Raw genomic sequence first — 24,255 nt, 5'->3', positions numbered from 1 at the left:
GCTATTCCTGCGCCAGCGCTTCAAGTTTTTCCCGAAAACCGGTCACGGATAACGCCCGGTTATCGGCGCGCCAGCGGTCTTTGGCGGCAGGTGCTGAACTTTGTACGCCAATCAACTGCCAGCCGCCGTCAGTTTTCAGCATCAGCGGAGAGCCGCTATCGCCCGGCAGCGTATCGCACTGGTGGGATAAGACGCTGTTTTGCGCCCAGCCGGTGACGATGCAGTCCGTGTGGGTGTAGAGCGAATCCAGGTGATCGACGGGATAACCCGACTGCGTGACTTTACGGTCGGCAGCTTTTAAGGCTGCCGTCAGCGCCGCTTTGTCGCCATCAAACAGCGGCAGAGGGGTGATCCCCGATGGCGGATAGCGCAGGACAATCAGACCAAAATCCCACTCGGCTGCCGCCGGCGGCACAATCCAGCCGTCGCCATCCGGTTTTAAGCGTTTGCCTAACGACGGATCGACACGACCTTCGATGCCGTGGATCTCATAGCGCCAGAGACCTTTTTGGGAGATAAAACGCAGCGCAACGGCTTTGTCCGGCTTGCCTTTCGGTGGGATCAGTAAACAGTGCCCGGCGGTCAGGGCCAGATGAGGTGAGATCAGGGTTGCGGTGCACAGGTTGCCGCTGGCGGTTTCCAGCTGCCCGATGGCATCCCAGGGCGCCCCGGTCGGATCGGTGACACGCGTGCGGTCATCATGACCAAAGAACAGCGTTTTGATCTCTTTGGCAGCCATGGCGCTATCATCGCCATCGTCTGCATGTGCCAGGCCTGAAAAGAGACAGAACGTTCCCAGTAACAACACAACAGTTTTCCGCATATCACACTCTGGTGGGGTAATTATGATTATAAAAAGTTGAACCCTATGAAAATACTATAGACGGGACGGCGTTAAAGTGGGAGTAAAATCAGCGTGCTACAATCAGGAAAGATAAAACATGCTGGCGATAATCGCGCATAAAATAAGCGTGATAAGAATGAACTCAAACCGATAGCGCCGCAGCATACGCCCTCCGGATAAAAAAACGGCGCCGATAAATACAGCTCAGCGCCGGTTTAGCAACGTGCCCGCGAGGGGCACGGTTTAGCGAGTGCGATTACGCAGCAGGCTGTGCAGCTGGTTTAGCCGCTTCGTGTTTTACTGCTTTTTTGTGATGCTTTTTAGCAGCCTGAGCTTTCTGCTCTACAGCAGGTTTAGCAGCGGCTTTCTTGTGGTGTTTTTTCGCAGCCTGGGCTTTCTGCTCAGTTGGCGCAGCCGTAGTGGTGGTGGCAGCTGGTTTGGTTGCTGCTTTTTTGTGGTGCTTTTTAGCGGCCTGAGCTTTCTGCTCTACAGCGGCTTTCTTGTGTTTTTTGTGGTGTACAGTTTTTGCTGGCGCCGCTTTCGTGGTCGCAGCAGCAGCCGGAGCTGGGGTAGCAGACGTTGCAGCATCAGCAGCAAACGCAGCAGAAGACAGACCCATAGCAGCGGCAACAACCAGAGCTAATACTTTTTTCATTCTCATACCCTCGAATTTGGTTTCTCATTTAACCCCACTGCGGGGCCGTTGAAATAACTATATCCTTATGAATTCGAGGCTTCCGTGAGTCATTGGTATCGGCGTGTAACGGAATGTACAGCGCCGGGTACACGCCCCGGCGCGGGGGGTTACAGATAGCGGGAGGTGAGGTGGTCGCGGAAGTAGCGGCTGTTAAGATCTTCACCCGTGGCCTGGGTAATCAGCTGCGAAGTGGTGAAGCGGCTGCCGTGCTGCCAGATGTTCTGGTTCAGCCAGTCAAACAGCGCCGAGAAATCACCCTCCGCAACAGAAGACTCCAGCCCCGGCAGCGCCGTTTTCGCCGCACTGAACAGCTGTGCGGCATACATCGCCCCCAGCGTATATGACGGGAAGTAGCCAAAGCCGCCGTCGGTCCAGTGGATATCCTGCATACAGCCGTTGCGGTAGTTATCTTTTGTCGACAACCCAAGCCACGCCTGCATTTTCTCGTCCCACAGGGCCGGGATGTCGTCCACTTCGATTTCACCGTTGATCAGCGCGCGTTCAATTTCGTAACGCAATACCACGTGCGCCGGATAGCTCACTTCATCCGCATCAACACGGATATAGCCCGGTTTCACGCGCTGGTTCCAGGCGATGAAGTTCTCTTCACTAAACGCCGCCTGACTGCCAAAGCGGGCATGTACCGCCGGGAGCAGATGTTTCAGGAACGCATTGCTGCGGCCCAACTGCATCTCGAAGAACAGGCTTTGGGATTCGTGGATGGCGGTGGAGCGCGCCAGTGCTACGGGCTGGCCGAGCCAGTTGCGCGGCAGATTTTGCTCATAGCGCGCATGGCCGGTTTCGTGCACCACACCAAACAGAGCGCTCAGCAGCTCGTCTTCATCGTAACGTGTGGTGATGCGCACATCTTCCGGCACGCCGCCGCAGAACGGATGGGCGCTGACGTCGAGACGCCCGGCGTTAAAATCGAAGCCCAGCATTTTCATCGCTTCCAGCCCCAGCTCACGCTGAACGGCGGTCGGGAAAGGGCCTTGTGGCGGAACGAACGATTTTTGTGACTGCTTCTCTACCACTTGCGCCAGCAAGTCTGGCAGCCAGGATTTCAGATCGCCAAACAGCACGTCGAGGCGGGCGCTGGTCATGTCTGGCTCGAAGATATCAAGCAGGGCGTCGTAAGGGGTGCAGCCCTTGGCTTCGGCACGCAGACGCGCCTCTTCACGGCTGAACTTCACCACCTCTTTCAGGTTGGCTGAAAAACCCTGCCAGTCGTTAGCCGGACGCTGGGTGCGCCAGGCGTGTTCACATTTGCTCCCGGCGAGAGACTTGGCTTCCACCAGCGATTCCGGCAGCAGGGAGGCCTGCTGGAAATGGCGCGTCATTTCGCGCAGGTTGGCGCGTTCAACGTCATTAAGATCTTCACTTTCGGCAGCGGCCAGCCAGTCGCCCACTTTTTTATCCGTCAGAATTTGATGCTGTAACACGCTCATTTCCGCCAGTGCTTCCCCACGCGCCTGGCTCCCGCCCGGCGGCATCATGGCGAACATGTCCCAGCTGGCGATGGAGGAGAGATGGGAGAAACGGGAGAGACGCTGGAACGTGCGGGTGAGTTGTTGGTAGTTGTTGTTATTCATGAGGTCCTCGTGTCGGAATCGGGCGATAGTTCTGGCAATGTAACAGATATGCGCGTTTCTGACACGACGGTGAGTTAATCAACTGTGGATATTCATCTCATGGCGTATTCATGAATTTCAGCGCTGAATTCTGGAATATATATCCTGACGGGGGCGGGGCTTTTCGTGACCTGTAATATGACTAAAACTCACCGCAATTATCAGACTCGGTGCGGCGCAATAAAAAAAGGATGAGCATAAATGCCCATCCTCTCTCTTCGTGCGAGAAATTACTGCATTGCAGGATAATCCGTATATCCTTCGGCACCACCGGCATAGAACGTTGCCGGATCGGCACTGTTCAGCGGTGCCCCTGTTTTAATACGACGGGTAAAGTCTGGATTAGCCAAAATCATTTGACCATAGGATTCCAGTTCAGCAAATCCGGACTCGACATCATCGCCGATGGCTTCTCTGCTTTTGCCCGGGCGATTCAGTATCAGCGATTGCGACCACAATGTCCGCAGCTCGCTAAGCAATTCCTCATTGCCCATATGCATAATATGCAGGTAGCTCAGTCCGAGTTTATTTAGCTCAGCCACCAGATAACGATAAAGCGCCGGGCCTTCTTCACCTTCATCAATACCCCAGATCTTGCTGCCCGGCGACAGACGGATTGCCGTTTTATCTGCACCAATCTCATCGGCGATGGCTGCAGTCACTTCCAGCGCAAATCGGGCTCGGTTCTCAATGGAACCGCCATATTCATCTGTGCGCTGGTTAGCGCTCGGTGCCAAAAATTGATGTATCAAATAGGCATTAGCACCGTGGATTTCCACGCCGTCTGCGCCAGCTTCCATCGCACGTCTGGCTGCGTAACGAAAATCAGCCACGGTGCTGGCGATTTCTGCCGTTGTCAGTTCTCGTGGCACCGGAACATCCTGCATCCCGGTTGCTGTAAACATCTGTACACCGGGAGCAATGGCGGACGGCGCAACGCCCTGACGATGGTGCGGGGTGTTGTCAGGATGATTCATGCGCCCGACATGCATAAGCTGAATGAACATATGTCCACCCTGACGGTGAACGGCTGAAGTGATAGTTTTCCAGCCGGCCACGTGCGCGTCGGTGTAAATACCCGGCGTCATCAAATATCCCTGTCCGTCATCGCTGGGCTGTGTCCCTTCTGCAATGATAAGACCCACACCGGCGCGCTGTGCGTAATATTCAACCGCAAGAGCACCCGGCGTGCCATCATATTCAGCACGGCTGCGAGTCATGGGAGCCATGACTAGGCGGTTGTTAAGGGTTAATTTCCCGAGTGTGAATGGGGTAAATATTTTATTCATTTTTCTTTTCCTGTAGGCTGAAAAATAAAGGCGGTAAATTCCCTGAGATAATAAAAAGAAATTAATTCAGCAGCCCGGCATGCTGAAGGAAAACGTAAAGGTAATAACGCTCATCGGATAAAGGGTGAGCATCAAAAAAATATAAAAGTATCACGGAGCTTTCTGTGGGGATGATATACGCTGGCGCATATTTACACTGTTCACTCCACCACAGAAATATTTTGTTGCCGGGTCAGTGGCCAACAGCTCAGTGTTTACTGGAAAGATTCCATTAATACCTGAACCAGTTTTTCACCCTGCGGTGTCGCCCAGCTTCCTGCCAGCTCAGCAATCAGCTGGTTCGTTGTGGTAAGCGTGATGCCATTCTTATCCATACGGCGCAGGGCGATGTCGTCGGCCATTTTGGTTGGAGAAGCACCGGCGTCCGCAACAACCTGCACGTCAAACCCGGCTGCAACCAGCGACAGAGCAGGGTATACCGTACAGACGTCGTTAGTTACGCCCGCAATAATCAGTTTTTTTCTGCCGGTTGCGTGAACGGCGGCGGCAAAGTTCTCATCGTCCATGGCATTCACAATGCCCATGCGTTTGATTCGTGCTTCAAATTCTTCTGGCAGAATGGATTTCAGTTCTTCAAGCAGCGGCCCCTGCGCATATTCTTCCATGCTGGAGGTAAGCACCACCGGCATATCCAGAATGGCGGCAGATTTAGCCAGCATCAGTGCATTGCGTTTAAGTTCGTCAAACGCCATCGATTTAGCCCAGCCCATCGTACCGACCTGATGGTCAATCAACAGCATGGCGGCATTGTCAGCGGTGAATTTTTCAAAGCTCATATAGGTAATCCTCTTTTGTGGTTAACTGATTGAGATAGCTAGTATTTATCAGGGTTTGTGCAGGTATCTCCTGCGAATGACTAAAGTATAGTTCTGTTAATTTTTGGGATAAATAGCTAAAATCAGAATTGAATATTCCATCAATGGCACAATGAATATGGAACTTCTTAACCACATGTCCTACTTTGTCGAGGTCGTCAAAGCGCGCAGTTTTCGTGGCGCAGCTCAGGCTCTCGGCATGCCGAACTCCACGCTGTCCCGCAAAATAAATGAGCTTGAAAAGTTTATTGGCCTCAGGCTGTTACACCGGACGACCCGCAAGATTGAACTGACTGAGGCGGGGCAGATCTATTACGAACGAAGCCGGCGCATCATTGATGAAGCGCGTCTGGCACATGAGCAGCTCGGTTCTCTCCTGGCTCAGCCACAGGGCATGCTGCGGGTCTCTTTGCCGGCCGATTTTGCGGTAGTTATTCTCGCACCGCTCATCAAAGCGTTTTCGGACTGCCATCCTGGGATAAGCTTCGATTTTGATTTAACACCGAGAAATGTCGATTTGGTTTCGGAACCCTATGATCTGGCGATTCGCATGGGTAGTTTGCCTGATTCCGGTCTTATTGCGCGAAAGCTCGGCTCGCTCCCTCGAAGCCTCTATGCCTCCCCGGCGTATTTACGTCGCAACGGCACGCCCGACAATCCTGATGAACTGACACATCATGAATGTATTGCTATGCGCCAGGATAAGCCCGGCCACTGGTTATTACAGCGTAAAGAAGATGAAATTAGCGTCACGCCGACCGGGCGTTTTCAGATGAACAGCATTGGTATGATGCGTCGTTTTGCCGAGATGGGCGCTGGCATTGCAATCCTGCCGGACAAAATTGTCGAGGAAGAGGTTATCGATAATAAACTGACTCGGGTTTTGCCTGACTGGCAAGCAGAAGAGGTCACCATTTATGCGCTGACTGAGACGCGTCTGTTACCTGCAAAAACTCAGGTATTCATTGAATTTCTGCGCGAGAAATTAAGCGAAAAAACGGACTGACAGAGAACAGTGATGCTCTCTGGCATATTAATGATAGTGAGCGTAGTGAGTGAACCGGTCTCACATAGAGTCGGTGAAATGGATTTCTTAAACGAAGCCTGGAAACAGAATAGCCACGTTCAACATTTACGCATTCCAAGCCATGACAAAGCAAAAATTCACTCCGTGAATGAATATTAAATCATTTCGTTGCAAATGAAATTGTTCAGTTGACAATTTTTTTAGGAATTTTCATCCTCTTTATTAATTTCTGACACAAATTAAAAAATGCATATTATCCTGCGAACCCCCTGTGCATCAGCATAATTAAATAACCATGATGTAGATCAATTTGATTTCATTTGATCAACATTTAACTGCCTGTTTGTTGACTGGCAGTTAAAACCTCTATCAGAACACTCAAAATCAGGTTGATTAAGGGGCAAATGAGTAGTTCACGGTAATATGCCACATTAACATTTAGATGAATATTCTTAAGATTTTTCTAATTTAAGATTTTGATCTGTAAATTTGATCTCAGTAAGTGTTTTGCTCTATCATGCTTGTGTAAAGAAACACCATTGGATCTGTCACAACTGTTGAGTATTAAGGGAATGATATGGCTGAGTCGACCTTTCAAAGCGAGATACCAAAAGCACGCGTAAACATCCGGCTGGACCTGCATACAGGCTCCGCTCAAAAGAAAGTAGAGTTGCCGCTTAAACTACTGGCGGTAGGGGATTTCAGTAATGGAAAGGAAACTCTCCCTCTTTCAGAAAGAAGTAAAATAAATGTTAACAAAAACAATTTTAACAGCGTCCTCTCTGAGTTGAACCCTGAATTAAAATATTCCGTCCCAAATACACTTTCTAACGACGGTTCTGAAGAAAACATCTCTCTTAGTTTCCAGGAAATGAAAGACTTTGAACCAGAACACGTTGCCCGTCAAATTCCGCAGCTCCGCGCCATGCTTGCCATGCGAAATTTGCTTCGCGATCTGAAATCTAACCTTCTCGATAATGTTACTTTCCGAAAAGAACTTGAGAAAATTCTTATCGATCCGGCTCTGACGCAGGAATTACGCGACGAATTAAGTGCCCTTGCTCCTGAATAATATCAGGGTGAAATCTTTAATGGATTAACAGAGAGAATGCTGATGTCCGTAAATACCGAAACACAATCAGTACAAGGGCAAACGACTGTACTGGATAAAACTCCGCAAAATAGCGTTTACGCTTCACTGTTTGAAAAAATCAATCTGACTCCCGTTAAAAACCTGGGTGATATCACCAATTATCAGGACACCAGCATGATGGCGGAAGCATCCGCTGATGAGCGAGTGACGGCAGGGATTCAGGTTTTCATGCAGGTGATCACCCAGTCAGGCCAAAAAGTCGAAAAACTCGATAAAACCTTGCTTGATCAACATATTGCAGAACTGGACCGCCAGATCAGCCGCCAGTTGGATGAAGTGATGCATCATCCTGAGTTCCAGCGCGTAGAAGGCTTGTGGCGCGGACTCAAGCATACCGTTGACCGTACCGACTTCCGCCAGAACGTGAAAGTTGAGATTCTGGATGTCTCCAAAGATGACCTCCGTCAGGATTTTGAAGACTCACCGGAAATTATCCAGAGCGGGCTTTACTATCACACGTACACGATGGAATACGATCAGCCTGGTGGCGAGCCTATCGCGGCTATCATTTCCTCTTACGAATTCGATGCGTCCGCGCAGGATGTGGCGCTGCTGCGTAACATCTCTAAAGTGTCTGCAGCGGCGCACATGCCGTTTATTGGATCTGTAGGACCGAAGTTCTTCTATAAAAATTCGATGGAAGAAGTAGCCGCGATTAAAGATATCGGCAACTATTTCGACCGTGCTGAATACATCAAATGGAAGTCCTTCCGTGACTCAGAAGACTCCCGTTATATCGGCCTGACTATGCCGCGTGTGCTCGGTCGACTGCCGTATGGCCCGGATACTGTCCCGGTGCGAAGCTTTAACTATGTGGAAGAGGTGAAAGGCCCGGATCACGAGAAATATCTCTGGACCAATGCCTCTTTTGCGTTTGCCGCCAACATGGTGAAAAGCTTTATCAATAACGGCTGGTGCGTTCAAATTCGTGGCCCTCAGGCGGGCGGTGCAGTGCAAGATTTGCCGATCCACTTGTATGATCTGGGTACCGGCAATCAGGTGAAAATCCCGTCAGAGGTAATGATCCCCGAGACGCGTGAATTTGAATTCGCGAACCTGGGCTTCATCCCATTGTCGTACTACAAAAACCGCGACTATGCCTGCTTCTTCTCGGCTAACTCTTCGCAGAAACCCGCGTTGTTTGATACAGCTGACGCGACTGCCAACAGCCGTATCAATGCCCGTCTGCCATACATCTTCCTGCTGTCTCGTATCGCTCACTATCTGAAGTTGATTCAGCGTGAAAATATCGGTACCACCAAAGACCGCCGTCTGCTTGAGCTGGAGCTTAATACCTGGGTACGCGGCCTGGTAACCGAAATGACTGACCCGGGTGATGATCTTCAGGCATCACACCCTTTGCGTGACGCGAAAGTGACAGTGGAAGATATCGAAGACAATCCGGGCTTCTTCCGCGTAAAACTCTTTGCGGTACCTCACTTCCAGGTAGAAGGCATGGACATCAATTTGTCACTGGTTTCTCAGATGCCAAAAGCCAAAGCCTAAGGTGGTCGCAGGGATGAAAATTTATCGTCCACTGTGGAACGAGGGGGCATTGCTGTCCCCTCAGCAGTTCCAGCAGCAGGCAGAATGGGAATCTTTTCGCAGTGCCGGAGTGTCGGCGCTGGCGTCTCCTTTCCCGTGGGGTGTGGAAAACGTTGAGCTTGATGACAAACTGCTTTCATCGGGACTTATCCAGATTTCACAACTGCGACTGTGGCTTGAAGATGGTTCACTGATTGATACACAAAGCAGTGACTTAACCCCTGTACCTCGCGAACTCGATTCCGTTCAACTTGCGGGCCTGGATGTGGTCACGGTCGTCATCGCACTGCCTCACCTGCAGCCAGGTGTGATCAACGTAGAACAGGACGGCGCCATCGCTGACCGACCGCTTCGCTATCGTGAAGAATGGGTGACAGTCCAGGATGCCTTCGGATCCGAAGAAGAGTCTATGGCCGTGGCACGTTTCAATATTGCTGTCCGGTTTGCGCATGAAAGTAACGAGTCCTGGAGAACCTGTCCGGTGGCTCGACTTATCCGGGACGGGCAGGGCGGGTGGCGTCAGGATCCGGCGTTTATTCCGCCGCTGGCACTCTTTTCCGCAAGTCCAGCACTTCGTGAACGTCTTGTATTACTCAATCGCCAGCTTCGCTCCCGCCGTCAGCGCCTGATGTCAATGCGTCGAGAGAGCAACGAGCGGCTGGCTGATTTTGCAGTCGCTGATGTCTCGCTGTTCTGGTTGCTCAATGCCCTGAATTCCCATGCACGGGTGCTGACAGAATATGAACGTTTCCCGGCCCGTCATCCTGAACAGGTCTGGGCAGAGCTTGCACGTCTGGCTGGCAGCATGCTGACCTTTTCTCTGGATCATGACCTTGATGCGATACCGGGTTATGACCATGCCGAACCTGCAAAAGCCTTTCCACCCCTGTTTGAGCTGATCACAGGGCTGCTGGAAGCCAGTCTGCCATCAAGGGTTATTGCACTGGAAATGTTGCGACCTGATGAACAGACCTGGAAAGCCAGTCTTCATGATATTCGTTTGCGTGAAGAAGCCGATTTGTATCTTTCTGTCCGTTCGGATATTCCGGCCTGGCAGATTGCCGAGCGCTTCCCGGCGCTTTGTCAGGCAGGGTCACCTGATGACGTGAATCAAATTTACAGCGCCGCACTCAAAGGAATTCCGCTCATTCCTGTCAGTCGTGTTCCTGCGGCGTTACCGGTGCGTATGGAAAACCAGTACTTCGCCCTCGACATGGAAAGTGCTCCCGCCCGTGAGATGCAGGAGCAGGGCGTATGTATGTTCTATGTCCCTGCGTTACTCGGGAAACTGGAACTTGAACTCTTTGCGGTGCTGCGATCATGAGACAGGACATCGACATTGACCAACTGATGGCAGAAACCTGGCTGACCGTCACCATGCTCAAAAAAGGGGCTGTCACACCGGATGGTACAGCGCTGTATGAAAAGTGCATCAGGCAGGTTGAAAGCGTTCGTGAGGCACTTGAACGTGCCGGATTCGACGAGGCCAGCATTGACCATATTTCCTATGCCCAGTGTGCCCTGCTGGATGAGGCCGTGATGAGCCGCAAGCAAGAAAAACCTGAAGAGGGCGAGGAGTCCAGGCTGGATGCGGGTCAGATAGCCTGGCGCAGAGCCCCCCTTCAGGCGAGGTTCTTTGGCTCCCTGCATGCAGGTGAAGCATTGTGGGATCGCATTGCTGAAGTCCTTCGCCAGCCAGCACCAGTTAACGCGGTACTAATCTGCTATCACCGGGTTATCGCACTCGGTTTCCAGGGGCTGTTCAGCCTTCAGACGATGAGCCAGACCCAGCGTGATGAAGTGATCAAAGCCCTTTCAGAGCGTGTACCTCAGCCGGATGCGGGATTATCTCTCGTTGTTCATCGGACGGGCAAGCATCGCTACAGCCTGATGCGTTCTGTCTGGTTCTGGATTGTCCTGGCGGTCATCCTGACGAGTGTGGTCTGGTGGGGGGGGCATCTGTGGCTTCAGGCGTTGTTGTCGGCACAAATCCCGGAGCTGCCACGTTAATGCGTAAATCAGTTATCGCCTCGGTTGTGTTGCATACCCTGGCAGGGGCTGCGGCGTTGCTGTGGCTGCTTTGGTATTTCGCCCCGGTCAGTAATGTATTTAAAAGTCTGGCAACGTTGGTTCTCTTTATTGTTGCCGGGTGGAGTGTCTGGAAAAGCTGCCGGTATCGCGCACCAGAAATTGAAGGTACTGATAAATCGGTTGAACTGCCATTACTCGATACTCAGGGGCCGGTTGTGCTGGTGTGTGGGGATGACCCTGAGGCGATATTTCAGGGGCAACAACTCAGAAAAACCGCTCAGGGCTGGTGGTATCGGGTGGGCGATGTCAACCGGTTAACGGATATTGTGCGCAGCATTCTGGTGCAGCAACCCCGCCAGGTGGGACAGCTTTCCGTGATGTATACGTGTCTGCCCGACAAACATCAGGATGAGGCCGTTCTGCGATCTTCACTAAAAACACTCCGTCAGCAGGTCCGTCAGATAAAAGCACTGATCGGATTTACGATGCCGGTGGTGGTGAGCTGCGAGTTTTCAGGGCCTATGACGCCCTGGGCGATTGTTCGCGGTGACAGACCAATTGTGTGTCCGGGTGATGAATCGCCTCTGACTCTGATGGACTGGCAGCAGACGGAAAATAATCTGGCTTGCCTTCCGGTTCTTGGCCAGGCATTTGCTTTTATTCGCGAGACATTGCTGGACGAGCTTGAGAAAGCGGACAGGCTAATTCCTCCCGTGCGCCCGTTTGCTGTGACACTACGCCTCGGTGCAGCCAGGCCAGAGATGCTATCAGTCTGGTCGCACTGGTTGTGTCTGCGAACCTGCCTACAATTTCGCCGTCCGGCGGGAGAAACCGATCCTTGCTGTCGTTTTCCTGATGCGGTTATGCCGTTGCTGGCTCCTTTTGCCTCCCCGATACAGGGGGGGCAACGTACTCGTCGAGTTGTTCTGTTGATATGGCTGTGTGCTCTGGCGGCTATAGGCTTTTCTGCATCCAATAACCGCGATTTGATCCGCCAGGTCAGTAACGATCTACAGCGCTGGTCTGCCATTCCGATGAATCATTACGTGCCTAAAGCTGAGTCACTGGCGGCGCTGAAACAGGATGCTCTCCTGCTGGAGCGCTGGCAGCGACAGGGGGAGCCTGTTCGTTACAGCCTGGGCTATTACCCGGGTCAACGTCTGTGGCTTGCCCTCCAGCAGGCTATTGATACGTATGTTCCGCCACCGGCTCCAAAACCTCAGCCTGTACCCAAAATTGTGCGACTCGACAGCATGTCGCTATTCGATTCCGGCAAAGCGCTACTCAAAGACGGCTCGACCAAAATTCTCGTCAATGCACTGGTAGGGATTAAAGCCAAACCCGGCTGGCTGATTGTCGTCAGCGGACATACGGACAATACCGGCAGTGTGTCCCTTAACCAGAATCTGTCCCTGCAAAGGGCCGAATCCGTTCGCAACTGGATGCGGGACACCGGAGATGTACCGGAAAGTTGTTTTGCGGTACAGGGTTACGGTGACAGCCGTCCGATTGCTTCAAACGATACGCCTGATGGCCGTGCGCATAACCGGCGTGTCGAAATCAGTCTGGTGCCGCAGGCAGATGCCTGTCGTCTGCCAGGCACTAAACCAGCGTCACAGGATGTACGTGGCGTTTTAACCCAAGAAATGGAGAAGTAAAAAATGGCAATTCCAGTTTATCTGTGGCTGAAAGATGACGGCGGCGCGGACATTAAAGGTTCTGTTGACGTGAAAGATCGTGAAGGCAGCATCGAAGTCGTTGCTCAGGAACATAACCTGTACATCCCGACCGACAACAACACCGGCAAACTGACGGGAACCCGTATCCACACCCCGTTCCTGTTTACCAAAGAAATCGACTCTTCCAGCCCGTATCTGTACAAGGCGGTCACCACCGGCCAGACCCTGAAATCGGCTGAATTCAAGTGGTACAAAATCAACGACGCGGGCCAGGAAGTTGAGTACTTCAACACCAAACTGGAAAACGTCAAGCTGGTAAAAGTCGCGCCGAAAATGCATGACATCAAAGATCCGTCCTTCGAGAAACACAATCACCTCGAAGCGATCGAACTTCGCTACGAAAAAATTACCTGGACTTACAAAGACGGCAACATCATTCATTCCGATTCCTGGAACGAACGCACCACCGCGTAATACCCGACCGGGCTGGCGAAAGTCAGCCCGTGAGGTAGTTTTTGCTGTCATCTGTCCGGGTGACATCAAAAATTACTTTTTAAACCTGCCCTCTGACCTCGTGCGCTTTGGTCTCCTTATCACAAGGAAAAGCGATGGGCGGTAGCGTGTCCTGAACGATCAAAAAGAGAGATAGAGATATGGAAAGTCAGTCTGCCGTTCTTCTGCGTCGATTAAATCAATACTGCGCCAAAGCACTTGAGGGCGCGGCTTCGTTGTGCCAGACGCGCGCTCATGCGGAAATCACACCTGAGCACTGGCTGTTAAAGTTGCTGGAGCAAGGAGAAGGGGATCTGACCGTGCTCGCCCGTCGCTATGAATGGGACATGGATGCTGTCTGGCAGGCTCTCCTGAGCTGGCTGGACGGTCTGCCTCGCTCGGTACGTAGTCGTCCGGAGCTTTCAGACTCACTACAGTCTTTGCTCAGGCAAGCCTGGCTTGCTGCGACGCTTGCCGGAGATGAACAGATCCGCAGCGTGCATCTGCTCACCGCCATGATTGAAACGCCAGGGCTGGCACGTTGTGAAGGTCTGTGGCCGTTGATGACGCTAACCACCAGCCAGCTTGAACGACTGCGCCCCATTCTGGAATCGCAGTCTGATGAGCGCCTGGAGGCGCTCATTCAAGAGCCTGTGGGTAATGTCAAAATCATGGGCAGGGCGATGGATTTGGGTAAGGGAACGCACGCCCCGGCTACGGCGGAACAGGCAGAAATCAGCCAGGAAGATGCGGTGCTTAACCGCTTTACGGTTGATGTCACTGCCCGGGCGCGTGACGGTAAGATCGACCCGGTCTTTGGCCGCGATAACGAAATCCGTCAGATGGTGGACATTCTATCCAGACGCCGAAAGAACAATCCGATCCTGGTGGGTGAACCGGGCGTGGGGAAAACCGCGCTGGTTGAAGGGCTGGCACTGCGTATTGCTGAAGGAAATGTGCCAGAGAGCCTGAAGCCTGTGGTTGTCCGAACGCTCGACCTGGGGTTGTTACAGGCCGGGGCTGGCGTAAAAGGCGAATTTGAACAGCGTCTGAAAAATATCATCGACGCCGTCCAGCACTCCCCGGTGCCGGTGCTGCTATTTATTGATGAAGCGCACACCATTATCGGAGCGGGTAATCAGGCGGGCGGGGCAGATGCGGCTAACCTGCTTAAACCGGCGCTGGCGCGTGGCGAACTGCGTACCATAGCGGCCACCACCTGGAGTGAATACAAGCAGTACTTCGAACGTGACGCTGCCCTGGAGCGCCGCTTCCAGATGGTCAAGGTTGATGAGCCTGATGATGACACTGCCTGCCTGATGCTGCGCGGCCTGAAATCCCGCTATGCCGAACACCATGGCGTCCACATTACCGGCGAGGCCGTCCGCGCAGCAGTGACGCTGTCCCGTCGTTACCTGACCGGACGCCAGTTGCCCGATAAAGCCGTGGACTTGCTGGATACCGCTGCGGCTCGGGTGCGCATGAGTCTGGACACGTTGCCGGAACAACTCACCCGTTTGCAGGCCGAACTGACATCACTGGCTATGGAGCAGCAGGAGTTACTGGAAGATATTTCTCTGGGAAACACTGTTGATGCCAGCCGTGTGCCGCAAATCGAACAACTTACTCTGGATCTCAACCAGCAGAAAGCTGCCCTTCAGTCACAGTATGAAACCGAAAAACAGCTTACCGACTCGCTGAAGGCCTGCCGGGAAGACATCAGCCGCCAGAAGGAGATCTCCGCCTTCCAACAGGAGCTGGCGCAGGTTCAGGATAACAGCCCATTACTGGGCCTGGATGTCGATGTACGTACCGTTGCGACCGTGATCGCTGACTGGACGGGTGTACCGCTTTCATCGCTGATGAAAGATGAGCAGACCGAACTGCTGACACTGGAAGAACAGCTGGCAACGCGTGTGGTCGGGCAGGGATCGGCACTAAATGCCATTGCTCAGCGTCTTCGTGCCTCTAAAACAGGTCTTACACCTGAGAACGGGCCGCAGGGTGTGTTTTTACTGGTGGGGCCAAGCGGAGTAGGAAAAACCGAAACCGCGCTGGCGCTGGCAGACGTGATGTATGGCGGTGAGAAGTCGCTGATCACTATCAACCTGTCGGAATACCAGGAGCCGCATACCGTCAGCCAGTTAAAAGGTTCACCTCCGGGTTACGTGGGTTACGGGCAGGGCGGCATTCTGACCGAAGCCGTTCGAAAGCGCCCGTACAGCGTGGTGCTGCTTGACGAGGTGGAAAAGGCACACCGGGATGTGATGAACCTGTTCTATCAGGTATTCGACCGGGGCTTTATGCGTGACGGAGAAGGGCGTGAAATCGACTTCCGCAATACCGTGATCCTCATGACGTCCAATCTGGGGAGCGATCCGCTGATGCAGCTGGTTGACGAACAGCCTGACTCAACAGAGGCAGATTTGCATGAGTTGCTACGTCCGATCCTGCGCGACCATTTCCAGCCCGCGTTACTGGCTCGCTTCCAGACGGTGATATATCGCCCGCTGGCAATGGATGCCATGCGCACCATCGTCGGCATGAAGCTGGCCCAGGTGAGCACGCGCCTGCAACGCCACTATGGCATTTCCACTCACATTGGCGGAAGTCTCATCGATACCCTGACGACAGCCTGTCTACTGCCAGATACCGGTGCCCGCAACGTGGACAGCCTGCTGAATCAACAAATTCTGCCGGTACTGAGCCAGCAGTTGTTGAGCCATATGGCGGCAAAACAAAAGCCGTCCTCGCTACAGCTGACCTGGGATGATGAACAGGGCATTGTGCTGGCATTTGATGAAGAGCCAGAAGGAGAGGATTCATGAGCGGTTCCCTTATTAGTAAGGCAACCAATACAGTGCAACAGCTGTTAGATCAGTCACGTTACCGGGTTGATGTGCATGAATGCGGCGAGTTCCTGGACGTATTGCGTTACAGCGCGGTTGAATCACTTAGCCAGCCATGGCGCTATAACGTGGCGGTCACCTGCTCCTCTACGGATATTGCCTGCGAAACGTTACTGCTGAAACCGGCGTCATTTACTTTCCAGACCCCGATGTTTAACGGGGCACCGGCACTGCCGGTCAGGACAGTATTCGGCGTGGTTGAGTCCTTTCGCCGCGTGTCCACTTCGAATGATGATACCCATTACGCGCTGACGATCGTTCCCCGAATTGCCCTTCTGGACTATACGAAACGGAGCGAGATCTACCTCAATCAGTCTGTTATTGAAGTGGTTGAACAAGTATTACGTAAACATGGTCTGGAAGGACCCGATTTTGAGTTCCGGCTCTCCCGGGAATATCCATCCCGGGAGCTCATAACCCAGTGGCGGGAGACTGACCTTGAGTTTGTCCAGCGTCTGCTTGCAGAAGTGGGCATTTTCTGGCGCTTTGAAATGGATGCCCGTCTTGAACAGGATGTGGTGATTTTCCAGGACAGCCAGCAGCAGTATGAATTTGGAGTCATGCTACCGTTACGCAACCAGGCCGGGATGAGTGACAGCGGGCAGGAGAGCATCTGGGATATTCAGACCGCATACAATGTGGTGAGCGGAAGTGTGGCCACCCGTGACTACAACTACCGTGATGCACTGAAACCTCAGGACAGCGCCGAAAGTATTTTCAGCAAGGAAGGGATCACCACCGGGGAAACCTACCATTACGCGGAACCCTTCCTGACAGAAGGTGATACTGATAGTACAGAGACCGGGGCGTACTTCGCCCGCCTGCGCCACGAACGCATTCTGAACGCGCAATATCAGGTCACCGGGCATTCCTCCAGTCCTCATCTGGCTCCGGGACAGGTGCTGGAAACTGACGGCACGCTACCCGATGCCGTCAAAGAAGGCATCGTCATCACCACCGTGCGCACCAGCGGTTCACGCAAAAGTAGCTTTACGCTGACGTTTGAGGGTATCCCCTACAGTGAAACCGTCTGTTATCGTCCGGCACTGCTCAATCGTCCGGTGATATCCGGCTCGCTGCCTGCCCGGGTGGAAAGCACACAGAAAGGTGACACCTATTCCTGGCTCGACCCGGATGGGCGCTACCGGGTAAAACTGGACTTCGACCGCAGCAGTCCTGAACAGGGCTATGCCTATCTGTGGCTGCGGCTGGCAAAACCCTATGCCGGTGATACCTATGGATTTCACTCACCGCTTCTCGACGGAACTGAAGTGGCCGTCGTCTTCGACGGCGGAGACCCGGATCGTCCCTACATCGCTTATGCCCTGCATGATTCAGAACATCCGGACCATGTCACCAGTGACAACCACACGCGAAACGTCTGGCGCACTCCGGCAAACAATAAACTGCGGATGGAGGATAAACGGCAGGAAGAGCATATCAAGCTCGCGACGGAATACGGCAAAACGCAGCTGAACATGGGGCACATGGTCAATGGCCAGCGTGAAAAACGCGGCGCCGGTTTTGAACTGCGAACGGATGAGCATGGCGCTGTACGTGCGGCAAAAGGGCTGTTCCTGACGGCTGATGCTCAGTCCAAAGCCCAGGGCCCGGTACTGGAAATGGCCCCTGCCATTAACCAGATTAACCAGGCCAACAGCCAGATGCAGGCGCTGAACAACGCTGCTGAAGCCGCCGGAGCACTGGTCTGTGACATCAATACCCAGATAAGCCTCGTAACCGAGAAAATCAAGGATCTCCAGTCTGCCGTACTGCTGGGCAGCGCTCCGCAGGGGATAGCATTTACCTCAGGGGAACACCTTCAGCTCAGCAGCACCCGGAATACCATGATTAATGCAGGTCAGCATCTGGATATCGGTGCGATGAAAAATCTTTCTGTAACGGTAGAAAAAGCGCTGGGATTGTTTGTGCATAAAGACGGCGCAAAGCTGGTCGCTAACCAGGGCGACATCGAGATCCAGGCTCAGCACAACACGATGACTCTCTTTTCTGAAAAACAGCTGACCGTGACCAGTAGTGAAGATGAAATTATTATCAGCACACCTGAAACACTGACACTTAACGGTGGTGGGTCATATCTGCGCCTGAGTAAGAACGGGATTGAACATGGATCTGAGGGGATGATGGTGATGAAGGTTGCGAGCTACCTGGTGCCGGGCACAGGTGCCAGCCAGCAGATGGAAACACCGGACTTTAAAACAACGGACGTGACGGTCACAAGAAAAAACTCTGCCAAATGGACCAGTGAGTAAAATGGAAGGTAATTTATGACTGCAAAGATGCCCAAAATCAGCTTTCCTGTGCCTTCAAACAAAAATGGTCATCCCTTTTCCTCTGTGGAAGAGTTGTTATCGATGATCGGAGGGGAAAGCTCAGGACTGTATCTGGTGGGAAGTCAGGGAATGTGGCATGGGGGGATCCATATTACTGATGCCACTATTCCCTGGTGCGCCCTGAGCACTGACAGCGCAGCAGAGAGTGAATATCGCCCTGAGCTTTATAAAGGCGAACAATTTATTCGTTGTATGGCGGATGGTGAGATTGTTGCCTGGCGTGTATGTGAGAGCTATGAAAGTGCCGGGATTGACTGGCGTGGTGAAAAACTTCTCCTTTCAAACTCCTTTGTATTAGTAAAACATTATATTCAGCCGGGAGATTCAGTAGAGAGTGGGCTGACGTTTTTTACGCTTTATATGAATATGGCACCCTATCTTGCCTACAAACAACAGGGAAATCAGCTCGACAGAAAAGTGGCAGGTGTTCAGCGCTATTACACCAGTGTGGAAGGTTTACAGGCAGGACACGTAACCGGAAAACTGGAGAAAGACACGGTAGTCACGCTGAGTGACACCATTGTGACCCGCAGCAGTGACAAGCGCCAGTTTACTGAAGTGACCATTACCAGTGAGACAAAAAATGCAGCGGGGAACACACTTGCCGCAGGCACTAAAGTCTGGACGGTATCTGACCAGGGTTCTCTGAAAGTTGCGGCGTCAGCGCCTGTTCCGTCCTGGTGGACAAAATGTTCATCGGCTTACACTAATCAGTCAGAAAGCGTAGTGAACTGCACTTCTCGTACAAACTGGGCATACTATCTTAGCAGTGACGATGTTCTGCAATATAAAAATGCAGGCAGCCTGGTAGCCGATTTCCCGCTTTCATACGAGCCCGATAATACCGTACAACAGGTCATCCGCCCCGGCAAGAACGCCGGTGATGCAGAAAGAACATTCAGTCTGGTCACTCTGGGCCGTGATAAGGATAAGTTGAAAAAGGGCGACCGGGTATGGGTAGTCTCAGACGGCGACAGTCTGACGCCGGTTGCACCGGCGGCGTCCAGTAGTGAACCTGTTTTTAATGAGGTGTATGTACCTCCAACGCCTGTACCTGTCAGTGCCGGAGATAGCCTTGGACATTTGGGTTTTTATCAGCTCCCGGAAGAAAATGGCAAACGCTCGCGTTATCAAGTGCATATTGAATGTCTGAGCATGGATGATATGGAGAAATTCATCACCAATCCAGGAAGGGTGGGGGAAGATACTCCGGTTTATCTGACGTGGCAAGCCGATGCACCGTTGTTTGAAAAGGGTGAGCAGGGGATGGTTGCGGGCAGTCGTAAAACAAAGATATCGGGTATTGTTACGCTTGCAAAAGTGCCGGGTGTTGATGCTGCGGGAACTGCACTGTCCGATAACAAGGATGCGGCTTATTTTCAGATACGTCAGGAAGGTGGCTCGTTACCTGCCGCCAGTATTCAGAAAGTATCGCAGTACGCGTTAGGCGAACTGGGGTTTGTCACGCTGGATAAAGCCCCTTCGAGCTTTGACCTGATTGATGGTATAAATCAGCCGAATAATGTGGTGAAAGGGATTCTGGAGCAATTATATAAAGCGGCGCAGGAGGAAACCCGCACCACCCATGCACTCAATAAGTACAACTACAAGCGCCTGCTGGAGTTGATAGACAGTAACCAGGACGGGTATTACTCGGAGCAGGAGTATCTTCAGGCGATTCACAATATTTCATACCGCGACCATCTTTTTCGTTTGATAGCAAAGCATGCCAGTGAATGGTATTACGGCAAAGATGACCAGGTGTGGAAGACGTATCTGGATAAGTTAACCACGGACGCACCTCTGTGGAAAACGTATCTGGAGACATTTCTGGATAAGATGACCTGGATGAAAGCGGCGTCGGAAAAGGGCGTGGTGCTAGGGGGGGAAGTCTGGCATATGCATCCGATTATATTTTTAAATGCTTTAAAGAAAGGAAAAGCCAAAATTACACGAGAAATGCTCAGGAGAATTTGGTCTGACCCAAGAAATGTTTCTGACTCTATCCTTGATGTTGTTGCTGAAGAATTTTCAAATAAATTTGATATGTGTAATATTAACACCAAGAATAGACTATATCATTTTTTCGCTCAAATATATCAAGAAGTAGGGCCTGCTTTCAATTTGAATGAGGGTTTTAACTACAGGCCACAAGTGCTTATAGATAAATTTGCATATTATCGTAATCACTCTCAAGATGCTCAAGCGGATGGTTTTATTCCGGGAAGGCAAACAGCAAATAAACAAAACATTGCGAACAGGGCATATGGTGGGCGAGAGGGGAATGATGACATTGCAAGTGGAGATGGATGGCGGTATCGTGGAAGAGGAATGAAACAGTTAACCTTCAAGAATAATTATAGATCTTTTACAAATTATCACGAAAGAGTTTGGGGTGAGCGTATTGATTTTGAAACCAATCCAGATCTTTTAGTTGAAACTGTTTATGCGGCAAGGTCTGCTTTGTATTTTTGGGATCAGAATAATTTATACAATAGAGCTGATAATGGGGTTAGTAGAACAGTGTCGGACTCAATAACGCGAATTGTTAATCTTTATGATAACCACTATGAAGATAGACATAATAATTTAATAAAATTCTTGCAAGAGGGTATTTTTGATGAAATATTTTAACATACTGGTATTCGTGTTTATTTTTTCTACAAAGTTATCACATGCAACAGATTTTAAATTATCATCATCTGACCAAATTGGAGATATAAAATATTTTTCGCTGCAAGTACGAAATGATAATGGAATTAAAAATATAGAAGTGGGGCTTGAAGGTAACTCCAATAATGCTGAAATAAAACAATACTATACTTTTTCTTGTCAATGGGGAAAGGCTCATGGAGTCAGATTAAACATGGACTCATCCTCTATTGATGGACTGTTATTATTTGATAACATATATGTGCTAGATGAAAAATTAAATATAATTTTTGCAAAATCCTATAGTCGCTTGAGTAAACAATGGGTTGATCCAGTCAGCTTAAGTAGTGCAGTTTGTAAACGTTCAGGCGGTGATTTAAAAAATGATCCGACAACTAAAAAGGACTACATTGTAAACTTCGAAGCTATACAGCAGGGACCTTTTGTTTTAAAAGGCATTAATAATACAGTGATTAAATATATCAGAGATGATTCTTTAAATCTTATTCGTGAAGATCCAAATGGTGACGTTGTTATTGATACAATAAAAAACCATGACAACAAGTCGCCTTCGGTTCGCACCGTTTTTTTTATGAATATTAGTTCAGAAATGAATGTTATTAGCCTGGTCTCCTGGGGAGGGGATATTGACGAAGGTGATTATTATAAAATATATGGATATACATATGATGAAACAGGGCATCTACGTCTGAATACCACCTTAGATAAAGATCCTAATTTATCAGGTTATAATACAAATCAATCTTCTTTTAAATATAAAAATGCGAACTCCATAAAAGAATACTTAAATAGAAAATATGGTTCATAAACTCAATCGATTCACCATATTTCTTACCACAGTATCGGTACTATGTTATAGCAAAAAATGAGGTGTATGTACCTCCAACGCCTGTACCTGTCAATGCCGGAGATAGCCTTGGACATTTGGGTTTTTATCAGCTCCCGGAAGAAAATGGCAAACGCTCGCGTTATCAAGTGCATATTGAATGTCTGAGCATGGATGATATGGAGAAATTCATCACCAATCCTGGAAGGGTGGGGGAAGATACTCCGGTTTATCTGACGTGGCAAGCCGATGCACCGTTGTTTGAAAAGGGTGAGCAGGGGATGGTTGCGGGCAGTCGTAAAACAAAGATATCGGGTATTGTTACACTTGCAAAAGTGCCGGGTGTTGATGCTGCGGGAACTGCACTGTCCGATAACAAGGATGCGGCTTATTTTCAGATACGTCAGGAAGGTGGCTGGTTACCTACCGCCAGTGTTCAGAAAGTATCGCAATACGCGTTAGGCGAACTGGGCTTTGCCACGCTGGATAAAGCCCCTGCGAGCTTTGACCTGATTGATGGCATAAAACAACCGGGTAACGTGGTGAAGGGGATTCTAGAGCAGTTGTATAAAGCGGCACAGGATGAAACGCGTACCACTCATGTCCTGAACAAATATAACTACCAGCGATTGCTGGAGATGATCGACAGTAACCAGGACGGCTATTACTCGGAACAGGAATATCTTCAGGCAGTTCACAATGTTTCCTACCGTGACCACCTGTACCGGGTGATAGCAAAGCATGCCAGTGAATGGTACTACGGCAAGGACGATCAACTATGGATGACCTATCTGGAGACGTTAATCACGGATGCGCCGTTGTGGAAAACATATCTGGAAGCGTTTCTGGATAAAATGACGTGGATGAAAGCAGTGTCGGAAAAGGGTGTTGTGCTGGGGCCGGAAGTCTGGCACATGCATCCGATGGTGTTTTTAGATGCTTTGGGTGAAAGTGAAGACGGAATGGCTCTGAAATGGCTCAAAGTAGACAAGGGACAAGTTACTTTCGATGCTGAAGGTAATGATATTACGGGAAACCGCTACTTCAGCCGCCTAATTCATTGGCCTGGAAATGATCTCTCAGGTGTGACCCTTGGTCGAGGGTATGATATGGGGGGGAGAAGTAAGGATTCGGTGTATAGTGATATGGTTGCATCTGGAATTGATTCAGATAAAGCCAACAAAATTTCGATGGCCGCAGGTTTGAAAGGAAGTGCTGCAATGAATTTTGTCCTTTCTAATCGAGAGTCTATAGGTGAAATTACTAGGATGCAGCAAAATAAATTATTTGGATTGATATATCCAACCTATGTAGATAGAGCCAAACGGAATTATAAAGATAAAATTCATGGAGTACCTGGCGCTCTGCCATGGGATAGTTTAGAGCAAAAAATCCAAGACATACTTGTTGATTTTATATATCAGGGTTTTAGTGGTGAAAGACCCATGAGGGCTGGAATGTATAATAGACGGCAGGAGTTAATTTCATATATAGAAAATAATGCAATAATTTCCAGTTACGAGAACGGGCGTCATAGAGCAAATTACTTAAGAGGTCAGTAACATGTCATTAATTAAAATGTTAGTGTGTGGTTTGTCATTGCTGGTATCAGTTTCAGTATTAGCAGACGATGTCTGCTCTGCGAAAAGTGAAACTCAATCTATTGATTCTTGTTATGCAAAATTAAAAAATGACTCTGAAAAACGTCTTAATGATGAGTATTCTGCACTCAGAATAAGAATAGCTGAAAATTATTCAACGGATAAAGATATGTCAGAACGTTACTCGACGAAACTATTGTCAGCACAAAGGGGATGGTTGAGATATAGAGAGCAGCAATGCGCTATGGAGTCACTATTTGCTGACTCAGGATCCCAAGCTAATGCAATGTTAGTAAATAAATGTATTTATCGCATTAATGAGCAACGGATCAAGGAAATGCAATCCTTACCTTATTAAGACTAGCTATGCAAAAAGTCGTGAGCAATTGGAGTCAGATTAAACATGGACTCATCCTCTATTGATGGACCGTTATTATTTGATAACATATATGTGCTAGATGATAAATTAAATATAATTTTTGCAAAATCCTATAGTCGCTTGAGTAAACAATGGGTTGATCCAGTCAGCTTAAGTAGTGCAGTTTGTAAACGTTCAGGCGGTGATTTAAAAAATGATCCGACAACTAAAAAGGACTACATAGAGTTAAAGATTGTTTGAGGGTTGATAT

The 24,255-nt window shown here is 50.2% G+C and carries 18 protein-coding genes and 1 pseudogene; 14 read left to right on the top strand and 5 right to left on the bottom strand.

The genetic code is table 11. The annotated features are described in order from the left end of the window. Position 1 precedes the first annotated feature (1 nt). The 5 genes from F153LOC_RS03405 to F153LOC_RS03385 form a co-directional block, all read right to left on the bottom strand. Complete coding sequence (locus F153LOC_RS03405) at positions 2–823, bottom strand: serine protease (protein WP_100780326.1); 822 nt, start codon at positions 821–823, stop codon at positions 2–4. Positions 824–1,100: 277 nt separating this feature from the next. Next, the gene (asr, locus tag F153LOC_RS03400) at positions 1,101–1,499 is read right to left on the bottom strand and encodes an acid resistance repetitive basic protein Asr (RefSeq protein ID WP_095281884.1); all 399 of its coding nucleotides are present in this window, start codon (positions 1,497–1,499) and stop codon (positions 1,101–1,103) included. A 149-nt stretch (positions 1,500–1,648) separates the two neighbouring features. Then, entirely contained in the window at positions 1,649–3,133 is a 1,485-nt protein-coding gene (locus tag F153LOC_RS03395) for a carboxypeptidase M32 (protein ID WP_102103604.1), read from the bottom strand. Positions 3,134–3,402: 269 nt separating this feature from the next. Further along, positions 3,403–4,461 carry an alkene reductase gene (locus F153LOC_RS03390; RefSeq protein ID WP_102103605.1) on the bottom strand — a complete coding sequence of 353 codons (1,059 nt, stop codon included), beginning with the start codon at positions 4,459–4,461 and terminating at the stop codon, positions 3,403–3,405. Positions 4,462–4,715: 254 nt separating this feature from the next. Next, complete coding sequence (locus tag F153LOC_RS03385; protein ID WP_102103606.1) at positions 4,716–5,297, bottom strand: isochorismatase family protein; 582 nt, start codon at positions 5,295–5,297, stop codon at positions 4,716–4,718. 157 nt (positions 5,298–5,454) lie between these two features. Here F153LOC_RS03385 and F153LOC_RS03380 point away from each other — a divergent pair, with 157 nt between their 5' ends. The 14 genes and pseudogenes from F153LOC_RS03380 to F153LOC_RS21495 all read left to right on the top strand — a co-directional run bounded on the left by F153LOC_RS03380 (position 5,455) and on the right by F153LOC_RS21495 (position 24,245). Further along, positions 5,455–6,342, top strand: coding sequence for a LysR family transcriptional regulator (locus tag F153LOC_RS03380; protein ID WP_102103607.1), 888 nt, complete (start codon positions 5,455–5,457; stop codon positions 6,340–6,342). A gap of 598 nt (positions 6,343–6,940) precedes the next feature. Next, entirely contained in the window at positions 6,941–7,435 is a 495-nt protein-coding gene (tssB, locus tag F153LOC_RS03375) for a type VI secretion system contractile sheath small subunit (protein WP_100780320.1), read from the top strand. 36 nt (positions 7,436–7,471) lie between these two features. Then, complete coding sequence (gene tssC / locus F153LOC_RS03370) at positions 7,472–9,022, top strand: type VI secretion system contractile sheath large subunit (protein ID WP_102103608.1); 1,551 nt, start codon at positions 7,472–7,474, stop codon at positions 9,020–9,022. Between the two features lie 13 nt (positions 9,023–9,035). Then, a complete protein-coding gene (gene tssK / locus F153LOC_RS03365) occupies positions 9,036–10,385 on the top strand; it encodes a type VI secretion system baseplate subunit TssK (protein WP_102103609.1) in 1,350 nt (449 codons plus the stop codon). Then, positions 10,382–11,071: a type VI secretion system protein TssL, short form gene (gene tssL / locus F153LOC_RS03360; protein ID WP_102103610.1), complete on the top strand. Its 690-nt coding sequence runs from the start codon at positions 10,382–10,384 to the stop codon at positions 11,069–11,071. The genes tssK and tssL overlap by 4 nt, the downstream gene beginning before the upstream one ends. Beyond that, positions 11,071–12,750 (top strand): OmpA family protein, encoded by a 1,680-nt coding sequence (locus tag F153LOC_RS03355; protein WP_102103611.1) that lies wholly within the window; start codon positions 11,071–11,073, stop codon positions 12,748–12,750. Before tssL ends, F153LOC_RS03355 begins: the two co-directional genes overlap by 1 nt. Positions 12,751–12,753: 3 nt before the next feature. Beyond that, positions 12,754–13,245: an Hcp family type VI secretion system effector gene (locus F153LOC_RS03350; protein WP_100780316.1), complete on the top strand. Its 492-nt coding sequence runs from the start codon at positions 12,754–12,756 to the stop codon at positions 13,243–13,245. Between the two features lie 179 nt (positions 13,246–13,424). Next, positions 13,425–16,091 carry a type VI secretion system ATPase TssH gene (tssH, locus tag F153LOC_RS03345; RefSeq protein ID WP_102103612.1) on the top strand — a complete coding sequence of 889 codons (2,667 nt, stop codon included), beginning with the start codon at positions 13,425–13,427 and terminating at the stop codon, positions 16,089–16,091. Further along, positions 16,088–18,445: a type VI secretion system Vgr family protein gene (locus tag F153LOC_RS03340; RefSeq protein WP_102103613.1), complete on the top strand. Its 2,358-nt coding sequence runs from the start codon at positions 16,088–16,090 to the stop codon at positions 18,443–18,445. The genes tssH and F153LOC_RS03340 overlap by 4 nt, the downstream gene beginning before the upstream one ends. Positions 18,446–18,460: 15 nt before the next feature. Beyond that, positions 18,461–21,160, top strand: a complete 2,700-nt coding sequence (locus F153LOC_RS03335) for a hypothetical protein (RefSeq protein WP_233210341.1) — start codon at positions 18,461–18,463, stop codon at positions 21,158–21,160. Next, on the top strand, positions 21,147–22,007 hold the full coding sequence (locus tag F153LOC_RS03330) for a hypothetical protein (protein ID WP_102103614.1): 861 nt from the start codon (positions 21,147–21,149) through the stop codon (positions 22,005–22,007). The genes F153LOC_RS03335 and F153LOC_RS03330 overlap by 14 nt, the downstream gene beginning before the upstream one ends. 56 nt (positions 22,008–22,063) lie before the next feature. Beyond that, a pseudogene (locus F153LOC_RS21730) lies at positions 22,064–23,587 on the top strand (pesticin C-terminus-like muramidase); the annotation flags it as partial. Position 23,588: 1 nt separating this feature from the next. Then, a complete protein-coding gene (locus F153LOC_RS03320; protein WP_102103615.1) occupies positions 23,589–23,984 on the top strand; it encodes a lysozyme inhibitor LprI family protein in 396 nt (131 codons plus the stop codon). Between the two features lie 45 nt (positions 23,985–24,029). Next, on the top strand, positions 24,030–24,245 hold the full coding sequence (locus F153LOC_RS21495; RefSeq protein WP_146003452.1) for a hypothetical protein: 216 nt from the start codon (positions 24,030–24,032) through the stop codon (positions 24,243–24,245). Positions 24,246–24,255 lie beyond the last annotated feature (10 nt).

It is taken from the genome of Lelliottia sp. F153 (genome assembly GCF_002870005.1).
In the GTDB taxonomy this organism is placed as follows: domain Bacteria; phylum Pseudomonadota; class Gammaproteobacteria; order Enterobacterales; family Enterobacteriaceae; genus Enterobacter; species Enterobacter nimipressuralis.
Note: the sequence above shows the minus strand (reverse complement) of the source record. Positions and strands in the feature narration are given on the sequence as shown.